This is a genomic window from Flavobacterium sp. DSR3-2 (assembly GCF_049896525.1).
Taxonomy (GTDB): domain Bacteria; phylum Bacteroidota; class Bacteroidia; order Flavobacteriales; family Flavobacteriaceae; genus Flavobacterium.
In genome coordinates this window covers 1-18,229 of sequence record NZ_JAFCUM010000007.1, presented here as the reverse complement: position 1 = coordinate 18,229, position 18,229 = coordinate 1, and the positions used below count along the sequence as shown (strand labels likewise).

Annotated in this window: 8 protein-coding genes and 1 pseudogene; 1 reads left to right on the top strand and 8 read right to left on the bottom strand. The window is 35.2% G+C overall.

The window, feature by feature from the left end:
• Positions 1-20: 20 nt before the first annotated feature.
• The 8 genes and pseudogenes from ACP7AV_RS09785 to ACP7AV_RS09750 all read right to left on the bottom strand — a co-directional run bounded on the left by ACP7AV_RS09785 (position 21) and on the right by ACP7AV_RS09750 (position 17,803).
• Positions 21-3,149 (bottom strand): SusC/RagA family TonB-linked outer membrane protein, encoded by a 3,129-nt coding sequence (locus tag ACP7AV_RS09785; RefSeq protein ID WP_426091804.1) that lies wholly within the window; start codon positions 3,147-3,149, stop codon positions 21-23.
• A gap of 36 nt (positions 3,150-3,185) precedes the next feature.
• Positions 3,186-3,437 carry a hypothetical protein gene (locus tag ACP7AV_RS09780; RefSeq protein WP_426091803.1) on the bottom strand — a complete coding sequence of 84 codons (252 nt, stop codon included), beginning with the start codon at positions 3,435-3,437 and terminating at the stop codon, positions 3,186-3,188.
• Between the two features lie 75 nt (positions 3,438-3,512).
• Positions 3,513-4,121 carry a sigma-70 family RNA polymerase sigma factor gene (locus tag ACP7AV_RS09775; protein WP_426091802.1) on the bottom strand — a complete coding sequence of 203 codons (609 nt, stop codon included), beginning with the start codon at positions 4,119-4,121 and terminating at the stop codon, positions 3,513-3,515.
• Positions 4,111-5,088, bottom strand: coding sequence for a FecR family protein (locus tag ACP7AV_RS09770; protein ID WP_426091801.1), 978 nt, complete (start codon positions 5,086-5,088; stop codon positions 4,111-4,113). Before ACP7AV_RS09770 ends, ACP7AV_RS09775 begins: the two co-directional genes overlap by 11 nt.
• 1,054 nt (positions 5,089-6,142) lie before the next feature.
• Complete coding sequence (locus ACP7AV_RS09765) at positions 6,143-6,346, bottom strand: hypothetical protein (protein WP_426091800.1); 204 nt, start codon at positions 6,344-6,346, stop codon at positions 6,143-6,145.
• 639 nt (positions 6,347-6,985) lie between these two features.
• Positions 6,986-8,062 carry a PorP/SprF family type IX secretion system membrane protein gene (locus ACP7AV_RS09760; protein WP_426091799.1) on the bottom strand — a complete coding sequence of 359 codons (1,077 nt, stop codon included), beginning with the start codon at positions 8,060-8,062 and terminating at the stop codon, positions 6,986-6,988.
• Positions 8,063-8,075: 13 nt separating this feature from the next.
• Positions 8,076-16,937, bottom strand: a complete 8,862-nt coding sequence (locus ACP7AV_RS09755; protein ID WP_426091798.1) for a PKD-like domain-containing protein — start codon at positions 16,935-16,937, stop codon at positions 8,076-8,078.
• A gap of 191 nt (positions 16,938-17,128) precedes the next feature.
• Positions 17,129-17,803, bottom strand: a pseudogene (locus ACP7AV_RS09750) (5-methylcytosine restriction system specificity protein McrC).
• Between the two features lie 85 nt (positions 17,804-17,888).
• Here ACP7AV_RS09750 and ACP7AV_RS09745 point away from each other — a divergent pair.
• Positions 17,889-18,167, top strand: a complete 279-nt coding sequence (locus ACP7AV_RS09745; RefSeq protein ID WP_426091797.1) for a transposase — start codon at positions 17,889-17,891, stop codon at positions 18,165-18,167.
• Positions 18,168-18,229 lie beyond the last annotated feature (62 nt).

Genomic DNA, 18,229 nt, shown 5'->3' with positions numbered 1-18,229 from the left:
TCAAGATTTAGTTTACATGATTAAAAACTTATTGATAACCCATACATATAGGTTTTTGGTTTTGGATAATTTGAATAAGTTATCCCTTGTGAGAATGCTGTGTTATAGTTATTCAGTTCAGGATCATACCCAAAATATTTCGTTATTAAAAAGAAGTTCTGAGCTGAAGCATAAACTCTTAAAGTACTTAATCCTAGTTTTTTAGTTAATGAAGGAGCCAATGTATAACCTAAAGAAATATTTTTTCCACGAATTAATGATCCATCGGAAAGTTTACGAGTATCCATAAGATAACTGTAGCCTGTTGGCCTTACCTGTTCTAGTTCGGAACCCTGATTATTTGGACTCCATGACTCTAGCACTGTTGAGTAATTGTTTGCAATGCCAAACCTTCCTTCACTTGAGTTTCTCGTATTGTTAAAGATGTCATTCCCTTTTGAATACTGCAGTTCAATAATTAAATCAAATCCTTTATAGGTAAAGGTATTGGCAAAAGTGCCATAAAAATCAGGAATTCCCTTACCAATAATTACACGATTCTTTGCATTAATTATTCCATCCTGATTGAAATCCCTTATTTTAACATCACCAGGAAGTTTACCATAAGCTATAGCTTGCTCTGTTTCATCTGTACTATAAATACCATCACGCACATAACCGAATATTGATCCTACAGATTGACCTACTCTAAGTATTTGACCTTCTTTAAATCCATAAGTTATATCTTCATTATTTGCACCTAACGCTGTAATTTTATTCTTCAAAAAAGAGATATTAAAGGAGGTTGACCATGAAAAATTCTTTCTTTGAATATTACTGGTGTTGATCGTTAAATCAAGTCCTTTATTTTCCATATTTCCTATATTTTTTGTAACCGTGCTGTATCCGCTTGATGCCGGAATTGGGGCATCAAGTAATAAATCACTTGTTTTTTTATAATAAACATCTGCAACTATGTTAACGCGGTCATTAAATAAACCCAATTCAAGGCCTGCATCATATTGGGCTGTTTTTTCCCATTGTAGGTCTGCATTTGCTAACCTGCCAATAGCAGATCCCGATGCCCTAGTATCGCCAAAAATATAAGTATTAGTACTTAAATTAGCTAAAGAGCGGTAGGAACCAATTTCAGAATTTCCAGTTATTCCATAACTAGTTCTTATTTTTAAATTTGATATAGTCGGATTATTTTTCAGGAAATCTTCTTCAGATAAGCGCCAAGCAGCTGCTGCAGATGGAAAAAAGGCAAATTGATTATTTTTTCCAAACCTGGAAGAACCATCAAATCTTCCAGTCAACGTCAATAAGTATTTATCCTTTAAATTGTAATTGACACGGCCAAAATATGATTCCATCTGGTAGGAGTTAGTGGATGAGGATGGAGCCAAAGGGGTCGCGCCTGCACCTAGATTAAAAAAGGAATAGTAATCATCTGGCATTAAAGTGGTAGCGGCGGTCCAACTCAATACATTAAATCTTTGTTTTTCAGTACCTAATAATGCATTAATTGTATGCTTATTATTAAATTTTCTGCTATAATTAAACCTGTTGGATAACTGCCAAAATCTTGATTCATTACTTGAAATTCTCGCAGTATTTTTCCTTGTTCCGCCTTGTAGTTTGGAACTGGAGAAGTTCGTGTTAATTTCATTGGAAATATTTGAACCGAATGTAGAAGTAAATTCAAGTCCTTTAAAAATTTTAAAATTAGCATAGCTGCTTCCATTAAATGCGTTAGAATTGAAAAGAATATTATTTTCGTAAACCTCAGACAAAGGGTTATTTAATTTTTCAAGACCTGCATAGTCGCCTCCATAGCCATAAGTTCCATCTGCATACTTATAAGGAATAAAAGGAACCATCTCCACAACATTACGGATCACATTATAAGAACCATTACTATCTTCTACTCCACCCTCATTTTTTCTTACATAACTTAAGGTAACGCCTACTTTTAGCCAGTCTTTCATTTGCTGGTCAATTACTGCTCTTACATTATATTTTTTCTGAAAACTTTCTTTAATAATACCATTATCATCAGCATATCCCAAATAGAAGCCATAGTTGGTTCTAGCATTCCCACCACTAAAGGCTAAGTTATGGTTTTGGCTATAAGAAGTCCTGAATACCTGTTTGCTCCAATCAACATCATATATAGGTTGTGGTATTCCATTTGAATCTAGGGTAAAAAGCTCTCGGTTTCCTAAAGTATTACCCACTAGATAGGCTTTTCTTTTTTCAACAGGATCAATGTATTTTCCTGATTCATAACCTGCTTTATCAAACTTACTCGCATTTTTATATACTTCTTCTTCAAGGGAAAGCCATTCTTTGGAATTAAGTACATCAAGGTTTCTTGAAGCTGGTAGTTCGTTTACAGAGAAATAGGTGTCATATCTAATTTGGCTGCTATTCTTAGTTCCCCTCTTGGTAGTAACAATGATAACACCATTGGAACCTCTTATACCATAAATGGCTGTTGATGAAGCATCTTTCAGTACGTCTATAGATTCCACATCATTTGGGTTTAGGTTGCTAATACCGTCTGTCCATACTATACCATCAACCATATATAATGGATCATTCGTAGCATTAATAGAACTGAAACCACGGATCGAAATTGAGGTTCTACCACCCGGACGTCCTGAATTGGTTGAAACGTTTACGCCTGCTATTTTTCCAGCCAGAGATTGCTCCACATTAATAGCAGGTCTCTGCATTAAATCACGACTCTTAATACTGCCAACCGCACCAGTTAGGTCAGTTTTACGCTGTGTTCCATAACCCACTACTACAACTTCGTCTAATTGAGAAGCCGATTCAAAAAGCATGACTTTTATTTCTGTCTGGTTTTCAATATTGATTTCCTTAGTCTCAAATCCTACATAACTAACCGATAAAATCGTTGTATTTGCAGGAACATTAATCGTAAATTTCCCGTCAAAATCAGTGATTGTAGCGATCGTAGTTCCCGCTACAAAAACAGAAGCTCCAGGAATAGGCAAATTAGATTCATCTAAAACCACACCAGTGATTTTTCGGTTTTCCTGATTCTTTTTTGGAATGCTTTTTAGAATGCTTTTTGGAGTAATCCCAATCAGTTCTTTTACTAGAACGCCATTCTTAGTAATCTTAAAATCAAGACCCACCTTTGTTTTTAAAACCGTTAATACTTGATTTAAATCTTAATTATTTATAGTGATGGAAATTTTCTTTTGAAGAAATTTTTGGTCTGACATATAAATAAACTTACTGTTTATTTGCTGTTCTATAAGAGTAAAGATTTGTTTTACAGAAGCGTCTTTTAGGTTTAAATTGATTTTATCTTTTTTTGCAATATTTTCTTCGACAATACTTGTACTCGAAGTTTTTGAATAAGTGACACCAACACCAAATAGTAGTAACAAGAATAAGGTTAGTATAATTTTTTGTTTCATTTTATCTGTGATTATTTATTGTTGTTTTTAACAAATTAAACCTGATCTTAAAAAAATCAGTTTTTCTGCTAATTATTAGATCGAGTTTAGCAAGCCTTTCTTTTTATAGGATTCCAATGCTTTACTAATATATTTGAGTGCAAGGGCTATATGATTTTCAACCGTTTTAGGAGTGACATTTAAAATTTCCGCAATTTCTTTGTATTTTAAACCATCAATTCTGCTGAGTTCAAAAGCATGACGTGATTTTTTAGGAATAATATCTAATATTTCACGTATCAATGTGGTGTTCATTTCTTTTTGTTCATTTTCAATAATCTCCTGTTCCCTACTAGGCGAAAACATATAATTTATAGTTTTTTCTTCATCAATTTGTTGGTAAAACTGTTCTGATTTTCGTACTGTTTTTAAACTGTTTTTTACTATTACATAAATATAAGATTTAGGATTTTTAATTTTATCAAGAATATTTCTGTTGGTCCACAACTGAATAAAAATATCAGCGACTTTTTCTTCAACAAGGCAAGAGTTCGATTCATAAGTCATTCCAAAACGACACAAAGGAGTATAATACCTATTAAAGAAAAGATTCATAGCCTCGTAATGGCCATTCTGAATTTGCTGAAATAAATAATCGTCGGAAAAGCATTCACTATTGCCCATTTTTGTTTGATTAATTTTCATGGCGCCCAGTTATCTCAATGTTATTTTGAATGGTTTTTGTGATACTCACATCTGAAATAAACTCTAGAGACGTTATAAATTCATCAATGGTCTGGTTTTTAAAAGCTCCTTTTATATGCTGATTTGCAATGGCAGAATCCTTAATAATAAAATTTACTCCATAAAATTGATTGATTTTTGAGAGTGCATCTTCAAATTTCTCATTGTCCAGAAGAAGTATATTGTCTTTCCATGCAGAAACCTTATTAACATCAAAGTTCCTTTTGATAACGGCTTTGGTTTTGGCATTCCAAACCAATTCTTCATTTGGTAAAAGGTTAATTTCATCCTTACTTTCTTTGAGAACTATATTTACCTTTCCTTTTGCTAAAGAGACCGTCTGATTGATGGTATTACTGTTAATATTAAACTCCGTTCCTAAAACTTTCACATTAAAATCATTAGTATGAACAACAAAAGGAGCATTAACATTCTTTGCAACTTTAAAGAAAGCTTCTCCTTTTAACCAAATAGCTCTTTGTTCTCCAAAATCACTGGAATATTTAACTTCACTTCCGGAATTTAAAATGACAGTACTGCTATCCGGTAAAATAAAAGTAAGCCGCTGACCTTTCGGTGCGACTCTATGATTAGTATATTCAGATTTTGTAATTCCAATGAAATAAAAGCCCAGACAAAAAACCAAAAGGGAAGCCATCGAAAGAATTACCTTATTTTTTGTAGAAACATTTACGGATTTATGTTTTTCTGGTTTATTACATTGGAGCAGAATTTCTTCAAAGGAAATCGTTTGTTTTGGCAATTCGCTATTGGGATAATTGATCCAAATGCTTTTAAAATTTTCAAAAATAGCAAGGAGATCATCATCTAAAGACAATTCAATTTCAAATACGGATCGCTCTGCTTTTGACATTTCATTGGCAAGATACCGCACACATTTTTTTTCCTTCTGACTAACATTCAGCATAAATATTTCCCTTTACTTATAGGAGTCAAAATAAGAGAAATGCCCTTAGTTTTCAATACCATCAAATCAACACGATATTGTTAATGAATCGTTAATGTGTTTAATCAGGTCGATTTTTACACCCCTACTCAAGATGTTATAGCCTGTTCGATTTGGTATAAAAATCAATCTTATTGAAAGGATAATTGAATTTAAAAGTAATGAAGACTGAATAAATCATTATTTTCCGCTGGTTAACTTGAGGCGAAGGTTAAGCATCGATTTTTCCTAACGATAAAATTTACTATTGGCAATAAAAAAAGGGAAGGACTACTTATTGACGTAGAGACAGAACAACGTAATGTAAGGAGGATAAAATTATTGATACCTTTCAAATGTGTTTACTTATTTCGGAAAAGTTGAATAGGAAAAGTGATTGTTTTGGAAAGCTTAAGGAATGTATTTATCACTTGATTGTTAATTTATCCAAAATGATATAGAAATATTAACTACAGTTTCAATCATGATGATGCAAAAAAGCTATTTTTGATACTTAAATTTTATCACTGGCTTTATAAAGAGTAAAGAAACTAAGTTGTTTTGATAAAGTTCCTCGATCTAATTCCGCACTCTCAAAAATTATTTTAGATAATTTGGAAATATTTTAACGTAAAAAAACCTTTAAATAGTTGTTGTTTAATGGTTTACTTTGGTAGCGAGACAGAGATTTGAACTTGGGAGTGTAGAATTATTCGATAATTTTCTTACTAAATTTAACCCCTTTTTTTGTATTTGAAAGGTATACTTTTTAAAAAAGTGTACAGTTTAATGTACTATTTTTGAAATTATTTTCAAGTCTAATTTACTTATTTTTTAAAAAAAATAGTTAATGTCTTTTATTGATTTTTCGAGTTAAATTACGTCTTGAATTTCATTTTTCTACCCAATATATAGGATTGTTAAATGCTATTTTAAATCAAATAATGTTTTAGAATTTCTTTTGATCGTATCTTAAAGATAAAGCGGGGGAAATATTAAAAACTGAAAAGCGGGGAGTAGTAGAATAAGTTTTAAACTATTTTTTTGTGCAAAATACATTTTGAAGTAGATAATTTAATGCATCTTGTTGGGTATAGGAGAAGACTTTTTTCTTTTTTTGGGGTATGATAGCATATTTATTGTCTTCTTTCCTTTTATATTCATTTACTAATTCAATATGACGTTGCCTTTCCATTTCTGGAAGTGCAAGAAAAATGTCATATACTGTATTAGCAGTCATTAATTAGTTTTTAGGTAAACAACAAACAATGAGTTTGTTTTAATTACAAATATTTGATTTTAAATTATTTGCCTGTTCGCATTTATTCGGATTCGCTCATATTTGTCAGAATTTATTTACATTTTTTTTGGATTAGTGTTGATTCGTTTGTATTTGTCCATATTTTTTTGATTCACAATTAGTGTTTTTTTTTCAATAGCTAGAAAATCAGGAGGACTATGTAGATGAGGTCCGAAATCCACATAGCAAATATTCGGTTTTAATTTGTATACCTTGAAGGATTTGGTAGGTTAGGGAAACATTCAGTAGAATTTGTTAGAATAAAGTAACTTTGGTTAACTTTCGGAAATATTTGGCAGCTTTCAGACTTTAAGAGTAATAAATCTTTCTGAATCTTTCTGAATTCTTCCTAATCCTTCCTTGAATGGGAGTAGTTTACAGTATTTGTTAATAGATTTAATTACGAACTTTAATTTTAGGCACAAAAAAAACCGCTATTGCGGTTTTATATAAATTTTTAAGAAATTCTAATTTGTTTTTAATTATGCATTTTCGGAATTTTAATTATTGCAGAAGATTGCATCATAATTACTTCGTGTTATCATTTTTTATTTATCGAAAACTTAATTTTTAAAAATGTTAATCATCATAATTCCTACCCCATGGTCTTCTTGCTAAATAATTATTACAACTATGACATTCCCTGCCTACCTGCCAAGTAAGCGAAAATTCATGAACTCCTTGGGTATTCGCAATTTTTGAAGTACTTACATCATAGGAATAGCCAAAAGTGAAGTTAGATATTTTAATAGAACCAATCAGATTCACTGAAGTAAGGATATGGCTCTCATCACTTTTCATCATAGGATTTGTTGCAGCAATGACTCCCAGAATAAATGGATTAAAATGAACAATGCTACCAAAATCCAATCGATTATATTGTCCTTGTTTCATAAAATTTGACGTGAGGACTAATTTGGAATCATTTGGTAAGAATGTTAAAGCGGGACTACTGTCCAGATTGAAGGCGTATCCGCTCTGAAAACTAAAGTTCATATTTAAAGGGAGCTTACCCTGAGAATCGAAGGCAATATTGGGAGTGTTAAGATGCTTAACTGAAGCTCCAAACCAAAAGTCATCGGTGTAAAGTAAAAGACCTGATGAAATGTCCACGAAATCCATTTTATTTTGCAGGCCTAAAAGACTTGGATCTGAACTACCACCACCAATGCTGCCATCGTTAGTATTGATTTGGTCTTCAAACAAAAGACTTTTAAAGTTAAAATTTTTAGTTCCATAGCCACCTTCTAATCCTAAAATCATTCTTAATCCAGAATAAAAATTATCCAAGTCAAGATTTAGCGAAAATACCCCATTAATTTGAGTGTAATTATAATTTGTAAAAACCTCATGTTGATTTAATACGGTGATGCCGACTCCAATATTTTGAAGATTTGAATCACTCGGACGCGAATCTTCTGCTAGATTCCCAACGGAACCGTTGATAAAAGCGTAATCGGTATCCACTCTTCTAGCTCCATCGGGCCACTGTGTACGGTGTAGAATTCCGGTGTTTAACGTGTTTACGGTTCCTGTAAACGCGCCGTTCTGCGTTTCAGGGACAAAATAATAATGTGAAAAAACAGGATCTTGTGCATTAACTTCTACTATAAATATGAAAGTTAACAGGATATATAAAACAAATTTAAATTTCATTCTCTGTGATTGATTATTTTATTAATACAAAAGGTTGATTTTCAGTGACAATAGTTCCGTAAAAAGTTTCTGCGCTAACTTTACAATAGTAGTTGCCATTTTCTGCATTCTGGCCTTTTATTTTACCATTCCACCCCTTCAATGTGTCTCCGGTTTCTGAATAGATCATTGAACCCCAAGTGTCATAAATATCCAGACGAACATTTTTTAAAGCCTTAGTCACAGGTCTGAATGTATCATTGACAGTATCGTTGTTGGGTGTGAAAGCAGTGGGAACAATAAACACATATCCTTTTTCAACAATAAAACTGATTTTTTGTACGTAGATGCATCCAAATGGATAAGTAACTGTTTGTGTAACCGTATACTCTTTTGGATTTATAAAGCTATGTACTGGGTTAAGATCTGTTGAAAAGCTACCGTCGCCAAAGTCCCAAACCATACTTATATAATCACCCGTAGCAGTATTGGTAAACTGTATTGGATCCATTATAGAATAGGTGCCATACGATACATATGAATAGGATGTTGCATTAAATGAAGGTGATCCAAGGGACTGCAATTTAACATTGAAGGAGTAATTTGCTTTACAGCCTAAAGCATCCGTTACGTATAATATCGCTGTTCCGTTTTGGCTAGTATTCATTATTTCATTATTTGGACCGCTGGCCGTTCCATTGGACCAAGACAATTGGTAGGGTGGAACCCCACCGGAAACTTGGGCTACAAAGTTTTGTTTAACGTACTTGGTTTCACAGTCAAATTCTGTTTTGGTTGCCACTCCAATAACCATAGGTGGCGGTCGGTTGATGCTATATTGCGCCTGTTTTGAACAGCCTCTGCTATCAGTTACTGTAACCAGATAATTTCCTGCAGGAATAGTACCTAAATCCTCAGTTGTAGATCCATTTGACCAAGAATAGGTAAAAGGTGGTGTACCTCCGGCAACGAGAAGATTTATTGCACCACTATTGGCATTGTCACAATCAAAGGCATTGTTAGTATTAGCTGATAAAATTAAAGGTTGAGGTTCTAATATGATAAAAGTTCTTTTGATGGTGCAAGGCTTGCCGTCCACGATAGTTACCGTATAAGAACCTGGTCCTAAATTATTCCTGACATTTCCAGCTACTGGACTGTCATCCCAAACCAATTTCACAGGAGCAATCCCTCCAATGATATTTAGATTGATACTACCATCTTGGGCACCAAAACAAGAAATGTTTTTAACAACTGGATTAATTGTAAATATTGGTGCTTCAGGGATATTTACATTTAGTGTTTTCACGCAATTATTAGCATCTGTAACGGTGATCAGATAATCACCAGCCGAAAGATTATCCTGAAACATTCCGCCTCCCAGATTACTCCATACAATAGTATAAGGAGTTACACCGCCATTTATAGCAAGAGTTATGGAAGCGTTATTGGATCCATAACAGATTATTGGTGTGGTTGTGGCTGACAAAATAATAGCAGTTGGTTGGGTAAGTGTAACACTTAATGCCTTAGAACAACCCGAATTATCGGTAACCAGTACATTATAAGTTCCAGCAGTAATTGCAGTGAGATTTTTATTGGAACTTGTAAATCCGTTAGGCCCAGTCCAAGCAAAGTTATAGTTAGAAAATGTAGATGTTCCTCCAACCACAGCAATTTCTATCGTTCCTGTAGATTTTCCAGAGCACAATATATTAGTTTGACTGATTAGGCTTACCGCTAATACTGGTGGTTCTGTTATGGTAAATGTTCTAGTTTTTGGGTTACAATTGTTGGCATCGGAAACGATTACTTCATATATTCCAGGACTTAAATTGGATATCTCTTCTGTGGTTGCGTAAGGAATTCTATCTTTCGTCCAAGCATAATTGTAATTTAATGTACCACCAGTGACTGTGATTTTAATTTCACCATTGGCATCATTAAAACAAGTAATGTCTTTTTCTAAATCAGTAGTTATGTTAATATCGTCGGGTTGCGTAATATTTACTGTTTGAACCTTCGTACAATTATTAGCATCGGTAACGGTCAAATGATAAGTTCCTACAATTAATCCTGTTGCATTTAAAGAAGTTTGTACCGGAATAGTATCCCAAGAGTATGATAAGATTCCCGTTCCTCCACTTGCTAAAACAGAAACTGCACCTGTATTATTTCCATAACAATTTTCATTGGTTTGTGAGGCTATTGAAATTACAATACCGTTTGGCTCTGTGATAGTGGCTTGAGTGGTTGTAGTACAACCATTAGCATCTGTAATGGTGGCTGTATAAGTACCAATTGCCAGATTTGTTATTGTAGCTGAAGTTTGAACTGGTGTTGTATTCCAAGAGTAGCCATATGGCGCTGTGCCTCCAGTAACAGACACAGTTGCTGAACCGCTGCTATTCCCTGAGCAGAAAACATCCGTTTGAGAGGATATAGTTGCGGACATTCCTGCTGGTTCTGTTATTGTTACTGAGCTTGAATCTACACATCCATTTGCATCTGTAATTGTTACATTATAAGTTCCTGCTGTTAATCCTGCAGCTGTTACCGAGGTTTGAATTGGGCTTGTGTTCCAAGAATAAGTATAAGGTGAAGTTCCTCCAGTAAATGAAACTGTTGCATTTCCATTACTTCCTCCAAAACAACTCACGTTAGTTGAATTAGAAATTGTGGTAGCCAATTCGGCAGAAGGCTGAGTAATAAGTACTGTTAGCATTTTTGAACAACCATTAGCATCTGTTATGGTTACATTATAAGTACCTGCTACTAATCCCGTCGCTGTTGCAGTTGTTTGTATTGGAATAGTATCCCATGAATAAGTTAAAGCTCCTGTTCCTCCGGTGGCAGAAACCGTTGCAGAACCCGTATTATTGCCAAAACAGAGCACATTGGTTTGTGATGAAATGGATGTAGTAATCCCATTTGGTTCCGTAATTACAGCCAGTTTTTGGATCGAGCAATTATTGGAATCTGTAATCGTAACTGTATAATTCCCTGCTGTCAAACCTGTTGCTGTTACTGTGGTTTGAATTGGAGTTGTATTCCAAGAATAGGTCAGAGTCCCTATTCCTCCCGAAGCAGTTACCGTTGCCGAACCCGTTGCACTTCCAGCACAGCTAACATTCGCAGGAGTTGCAATTGAAGCAGTTATACCGTTAGGCTGCGAAATAACTATTCCATCGATTGTCTTACTACTTCCATTTGCGTCGGTAACTTTAATGTCATAAATGCCTGCGGCCAAATTACTAAAAGTATAATTAGTAGCCGCTGAATTAACAATACTACTGATTGTTCCACCTCCTTGCAAAGTCAATAGATAATCATAAGGTCCAACAGATTGTTGTGTAATATCAACTTTAATGGCTCCAGTCAAATAACCAAAACACAATACATCGATTTGTGCCGCAGTGTCTTCTTGAATAAGCAAAGGTAATGGTGACGTTAAGTTAAAATTTAATATTACAGGATTACAAAGTCCATCGTTTATAGTTGATGAGTATGCGCCCGCTGGAACATTTGAAATGTCTTGACTTGTTGTAAGCGGAAAACCGCTTGGTCCAGACCACAAATAAGTGTAAGTACCTGAACCGCCCGAAACGGTAACATTAATTGCACCATCATTGGCGCCAAAAGTGCTCACATTGAATCCATTAAAATTAGACAGAATACTGGATGTAATAATTGCAGGATTTACCGTTATTTTATAATCTAAAGGTGTTCCCGAACAAGAAACCCCGTTGTTTTCGAAAGTTGCTGTGGCAGTGTAAATTACAGTTAGTGGCGTTGTTGTTAAATTTACCAAAGTCTGAGTTGGAATTGTACCCGTTCCCGAACCTGTTGCTCCAGAAATTCCCGTAGGAATCGTTGCTGTCCAATTGAAAGTAACATTTCCGGTAGTAAGACTTGATAAACTTGTCAATGAACTGACACTTCCAGAGCAAAGTGTTTGATTTGGTCCCGAAAATTGAACTTTTGGAGAAGGATTAACGGTTACTACTGCTGTAAATGTTGCTCCTGCACAAGTTTCAGATTTTGGAGTTATAGTATATGTAGCCGTTTGAACATCATTTGTTGGATTAATTAACGTACCCTTTATGGTTGTTTGATTTGCTAAGGCTGCACCTCCCGTAATTCCGCCAGTTACTTGAGGTATTACCCAAGAATAAGTAGTTCCACTAGGAACACTATTTCCCGCACCGTCTAAAGGAACTATTGAAAAAGCGGTAGAGGAACAAATAGTTTGCGCTTGTGCCGTCGTGATGGAAGGGACTGGATTGACAGTAATGGTATAAGGATAGGTAACACCTTGACAGCTTACACCACTATTTGATTCGGCTTTCGCTAAATAAGTAACCACAATGGGAAGATTAGTGGTATTAATTAATGTCTGAACCGGAATTGTATTCGTTCCACTAATCAAAACACCAAGTATTCCAGAGGGTTGCAACGCAGTCCAAGTAAAACTTGTACCCGATGAACTGGTTAAATTGACAACTGTGTTAGAAGATCCAGAGCACACCACTTGATTTGAAGGCGTAAATGAAACTGATGGAGATGGATTTATAGTGATGGTAAATATTTTGGATGCTCCTGGACAACCATTTACATTTGGAGTAATGGTGATATTAGCAACAATAGGGGTCGTGCCGTTATTAATAACCGTAAAAGCTGGTATATCTCCAACGCCATTAGTTCCTAATCCTATGTTTGAATTACTGTTGGTCCAATTGTAAGTCGTATTTGGAATCGTTCCCGAAAATAAAATAGCGGTAGTCGATTGGCCATTACAAACCGTTTGATTCGAAGGTAAATCAACTGTAGGTGTTGGGTTAACAGTGATGGTAAAAGTGGTTGGAGTTCCAAAACAGCCATTTGCTTTCGGTGTAACGGTTATAGTCGCAATTACGGGTGTTAATCCAGTATTTATTGTTGTAAAATTTGGAATATTGCCGCTTCCGGAAGCGGCTAAACCAATTGACGGTGTATCATTCGTCCAATCAAAAGTAGTTCCATTTACACTTCCAGTAAAAGGGATAGTGCCGCTGGCGATGCCATTACATTTTACCAGATTGGTTATCGAATTAACGTTCGGTCGCGGATTTACAGTTATTTTAAATGTTTTGGATAAACCCGTACAACTGTTAGCCATTGGTGTTACGGTAACTGTTGCAATTACTGGGGTTAAACCTGTATTTATTGCTGTAAATGATGGAATGGAATTGCTGCCAGAAGCTGCTATTCCAATGCTTGTACTATTTGAGGACCAATTATAAGTTGCACCTGAAACATTTCCTGAAAAATTAATCAGTGCACTTGTTTCTCCAATACAAAGAATAATGTCCGTGGTAGCATTTACATCTGGTTTTGGATTTACAGAAACCACAACATCAAACGGTAAACCTGCACAACCATTTAATGATGGAATTACGGTGTAAGTTGCTGTTTGAACGACAGTAGTTGTATTGTTTAATGTTCCAGCTATATTAGTTTGATTTGTTCCAGAAATCCCACCAGAAATCCCACCCGTTACAATTGGAGTACTCCAAGAATAAGTGTTTCCTGTGGGAATATTATTTCCAGCACCATTCGTTGGGATAACAGAGAATGACAAACCAGTACAACTAGTCGCAGTCATATTCGCAGCAATAATTGGTTTTGGTTTTACGGTTATGGTATAAAGAAATGTCGCTCCAGCACAAGTTGCTCCGCTTGATAATGTTGACGTGGCATTATACGTTACAACGATATTGGCATTTGTATTATTGACTAAAGTTTGTGTAGGGATTGTGTTGGTTCCGCTTATTGCGACTCCTGATATTCCGGATGGTTGGATTACCGTCCAATTTAAAGTGGCTCCAGCAACACTGCTTAATGTTACCAAAGCCGAAGTATCACCTGAACAAATGGTCTGATTTTCTATTGAAAAGGTAACTACTGGAGACGGGTTTACAGTAATGGTAAAGTTTTGCGATGTTCCTATACATCCATTAGCTTTTGGGGTAACACTTACTGTTGCTGTAATAGGGTTTACACTCGTGTTTTTTGGTATAAATGACGTTATATTTCCCGTTCCGTTTGCGGCTAAACCAATAGCAGCATTAGAATTAGTCCATGTGTAAGTAGTTCCTGAAACGTCATTGCTAAAAATTATTGGACTAGTTGCAACTCCATTACAATACTCTTGATTGGTCAAGACAAATGGAGTGGGAGTGGGATTAACGGTAATAATAAATGTTTTTGGAATTCCATTGCAACCCAATGCATTTGATGGAGTAACTGTAATAGTTGCCACAATAGGCGAAATTCTTGAATTAGTAGCAGTAAAAGCTGGAATATTACCAGTTCCGCTTGCCGCTAACCCAATGGCAGGGGTATTATTGGTCCATGAAAAGGAAGTTCCTATTGAAGAACTGCTAAAAGTAATTGCATTTTGCAGAGCAGTGTTGCAAAGCACCGAGTTACTGACAGTGTTTACTGTAGCCTCTGGATTGACACTGATAGCAAATGTTTTTGCAGGTCCTGAACAGCCATTAAATGAAGGTGTTACTGTTATTGTAGCTGTCAAGATTGTTGTTCCTGTATTGGCAAGAGTGAAAGGATTTATATTTCCAGTACCTGCGGCCATTAATCCTATTGCTGTATTGTTGTTTGTCCAACTGTAAACAGTACCGGTAAGACCGCCGCTAAACAAGATAGCGTCGGATTGCTGTCCTTTGCACTTTTGTTGGCTTGTAATATTATCAACAGCTGGTGTGGGTTTGATAGTGACGGAGCTGTTTACGGTTGTTGTTCCACATTCATTGGTTACTTTCAAAGAAAATGGAAATATTCCTGAGGTAGCATAACTAATAGGACCGGGATTTTCAGTGGTAGCAGCAGCTGGTGTTCCATTTGGGAAACTCCACTCATACGTCAGGGGAGATTGTGTCCCACAGTTGACTATAGTAGCAGTTGGATTAATTACTGTTGAAACTACCGTTTGGCAAAGAGGTGCAATCGGCGCAATTGTAACCTTTGGGAGTTGTTTAACGGTAAACGTTTTAATTACAGATTGGGAAGGCGTACAAGAATTAGTTGCGGTAAGCTTAATGCTATAAGTTCCAGGCACAGTGAAATTAAAGGAAGCGTTAGCACCTGTTTGATTTGGAATTGGTGCAATAGTTGTTCCACAACTGGATGGAAGAAAAGTTGTACTCCAAACATAAGTTGGGGGACTACAAGAATTAGTTTCAACCGTTGTGTTGGTAGCGGTGATTGCTTGCGGTGAACAACCTGAACTTTCTGCGAGTGTGAAGTTAGGAATAAGTGAAGGCTCAATGCAGATTTCACCAGTTTTAATGCTTGTACCACAATAGCCATAAGTAGTTAGTGTTACGGTGTACTTACCGGGTGATGTATAGGTATGACATGGAGGGTTTGGAGTCCCTGCAGTGGTTGTGGAATAAATACTTGAACCATCTCCAAAATTCCACTCGTATAATGTACTTTCAAGGCAACTTTCATTGGAAGCGGGTGTGGATGTATTAGTAAATTGAACACAAGTGTTAACACAGGCTTTAGCGGGATTTGTAAAATTTGAAGTAGGAGACCGTAAAATAACAATTGGTGAAATTGTTGAATTGGTTGTTCCACATGAATTTGATATTTTTAATGTTGCAGTTATACTAACGCTAGGGCAACTACTTGTGCTGTATATATGTGGAACAGGGTAATTTAATGAAAGGGATGGATTAGCAGAATTATAGTACAATGAATTCTGCATTAAATCTGATTGTAAAAGTTGTATCACTGGTGAGGAATCGCCATAGTTTAGTGTGTATGTTGTTCCTGGTGAATTTAAAGCCCAGTTAGACAATGTGAATTTTAGTTCTGGTGTAGGAGCACATAAGTTTGTTGTGCTTCCGGGACTAACAAGGCCTCCTGCTGGATTCGATTCGTTTTTTATAATATATTTTTTTGTCGTTGAGCAGCTATTACTTCCAATAGCTGTAATTGACATCGTAAATGCACCAAGAGTAGTGTAGGAATGCGTAAAAGGAAAAGAAGTAAATATTTCCGGCGTACCTCCATCCTGCCATACTACACTATAACTGGTTATACAACTAGAATTGGAAGCAGAAGGGTTAACACTCACGTTATAATTTGGGTTTGCTCCAGCTGAATTACAATTATTAAATTGGTTAGAGAGATTTATAGGGTTGTATGTAACACTACTGTCAATAAAATTTACGTTTGGTTGCTGTTTTATTGTAATGATCTTAGTTATTGTACTTGAACAACCATTTGCATCTGTTACAGTTAAAGTAACATTAAAAGGTGCTGAGCCACAACCTAAAGAAGTAAAAATATGAGTAGGATTTTTTACTGACGACGTAACTCCATCGCCAAAATTCCAAGTATAAGAGTTTCCACTACTTGTTGTGTTAAACTGTACCGCAGTACCCGAGCACTGATTATCTGAAAAAGTAAAATCAGCCGCTGGCAAAGGATTCACTACAATTGTTGCTGTATTGTTACTAGAAACAGCAACAGCAGTATTGTCTTTGTCTTTTACACCAGTCAAAATATATGTAAAAGTATTTGCAACATTTGTTGGCGCAGAAACGGTTACACTTTTGTTACTTCCTGTTGTTGAAATATTTATTGAAGTCCCTCCATTTATGGTATAAGTAAAGGTATAAGGCCCTTTTACATTATCGTCAACCTCAAATATTATTTCAGGCTGGGCTGCATTCTGGCATACCGTTGCATTTCCTGTTATTTGCCCAGTTGGATCTCCAACTGTTTTTAGTTTTATGATTTCCTCTATTTTATTTGAAGAATAAACAGAGCTGGCATTAATAATTAGTAAAACGAATAAAAATATAATCTTGTAAAGGTGTTTCATAACTTGTTCATTAAATCAATCGACGTATACTATCACTTTTACGTCTGAAGAAAGTGGTGTAGCCAAATGTAACTCTATGTTTTTTCATTTCTTTACGGATTACCGTAAAAGCGATTATTTGCATAAAAAAATAATATGATTATTCTAATAATAAGGATTTTAAAAAGATAGCTTTCTAGGGAGAAGACATGTCAAATTATATTAAACCATTCTAAAATGGTGTTGCCAATTTCTTTATCAAGGTCTTTTTTATCCGAATCAAAAATAGAAATTTTACCTATTCCGCATTCGTGATGTGCTGTTTCTGTTATTTTATTAAAAGGAATAAAATCTTCTTTTGTAAATGTTGTAGTATTGGAAGGATACAATAACATGGCTTTAGTGGATTTCCAATAGTCATTGTACACATACATTTGGCGTAAATCATCAGCTGAAGGTTTACTGCCGATTGTGTTTTTCCATTTAGTATCAATAATAAAAGTTTCATCTTCTTCTTCAATGACGATATCTGGACGAATCGTAATCCCATTCCAAAAAGGTTGTGATTTTTCACCATGAATAGCGACATTTAGATCGTTGTTTTTTGCTGCTTTTTTCAAGCAGACTAACACATATTCTTCCTATAATGAATTCATATAAAAAAGTAAGGCCAACATATTCTCTTTACCACTAGATATATTGGGTGCAAAGTTTAAAATAATTAATCTTGCAATCTCCAAAGCCGTTTTATAAGGAGCAGTTTTTCTGGATTTAGGGATCTTAGCAAAAGTTGCTTCATTTGCGTGAATTGTTTTTACTTCAGGAAAATCCAGTTGAACGGACTTGCATTTATTATAAAAATGATTTCCTTTCGAAAATTGTTCAATAATACATAATATGCTGACCCCAAAAATTCGGACAATATATCCCGACTAATTTAGATAGGAATAAAAACCTTAAATTAGCACTAATATGTCAAGAACAAGAAGAACCTTCGGAAAAGACTTCAAAGCCAAAGTTGTTTTGGAAGCCTTAAAAGAGAAAGATGTCATCAAGGTATTAGCAAAAAAATACGAGTTGCTGCCCAATCAAATTTCAATGTGGAAGGCTGAAGCCATACGGAATCTTTCTGCGGTTTTTTCTGCAGAAAAAACGGTCGTTGCCAAAGATGAAATTCCAACAGAGAAACTCTACGCTCGAATCGGTCAGCTGACTTTGGAGAATGACTTTTTAAAAAAAAGTCTGGGTTAGTATCCATCAGTGAGCGATTGAAAATGGTCGATACCCAAAATAAATTGAGCATTGTCAAACAA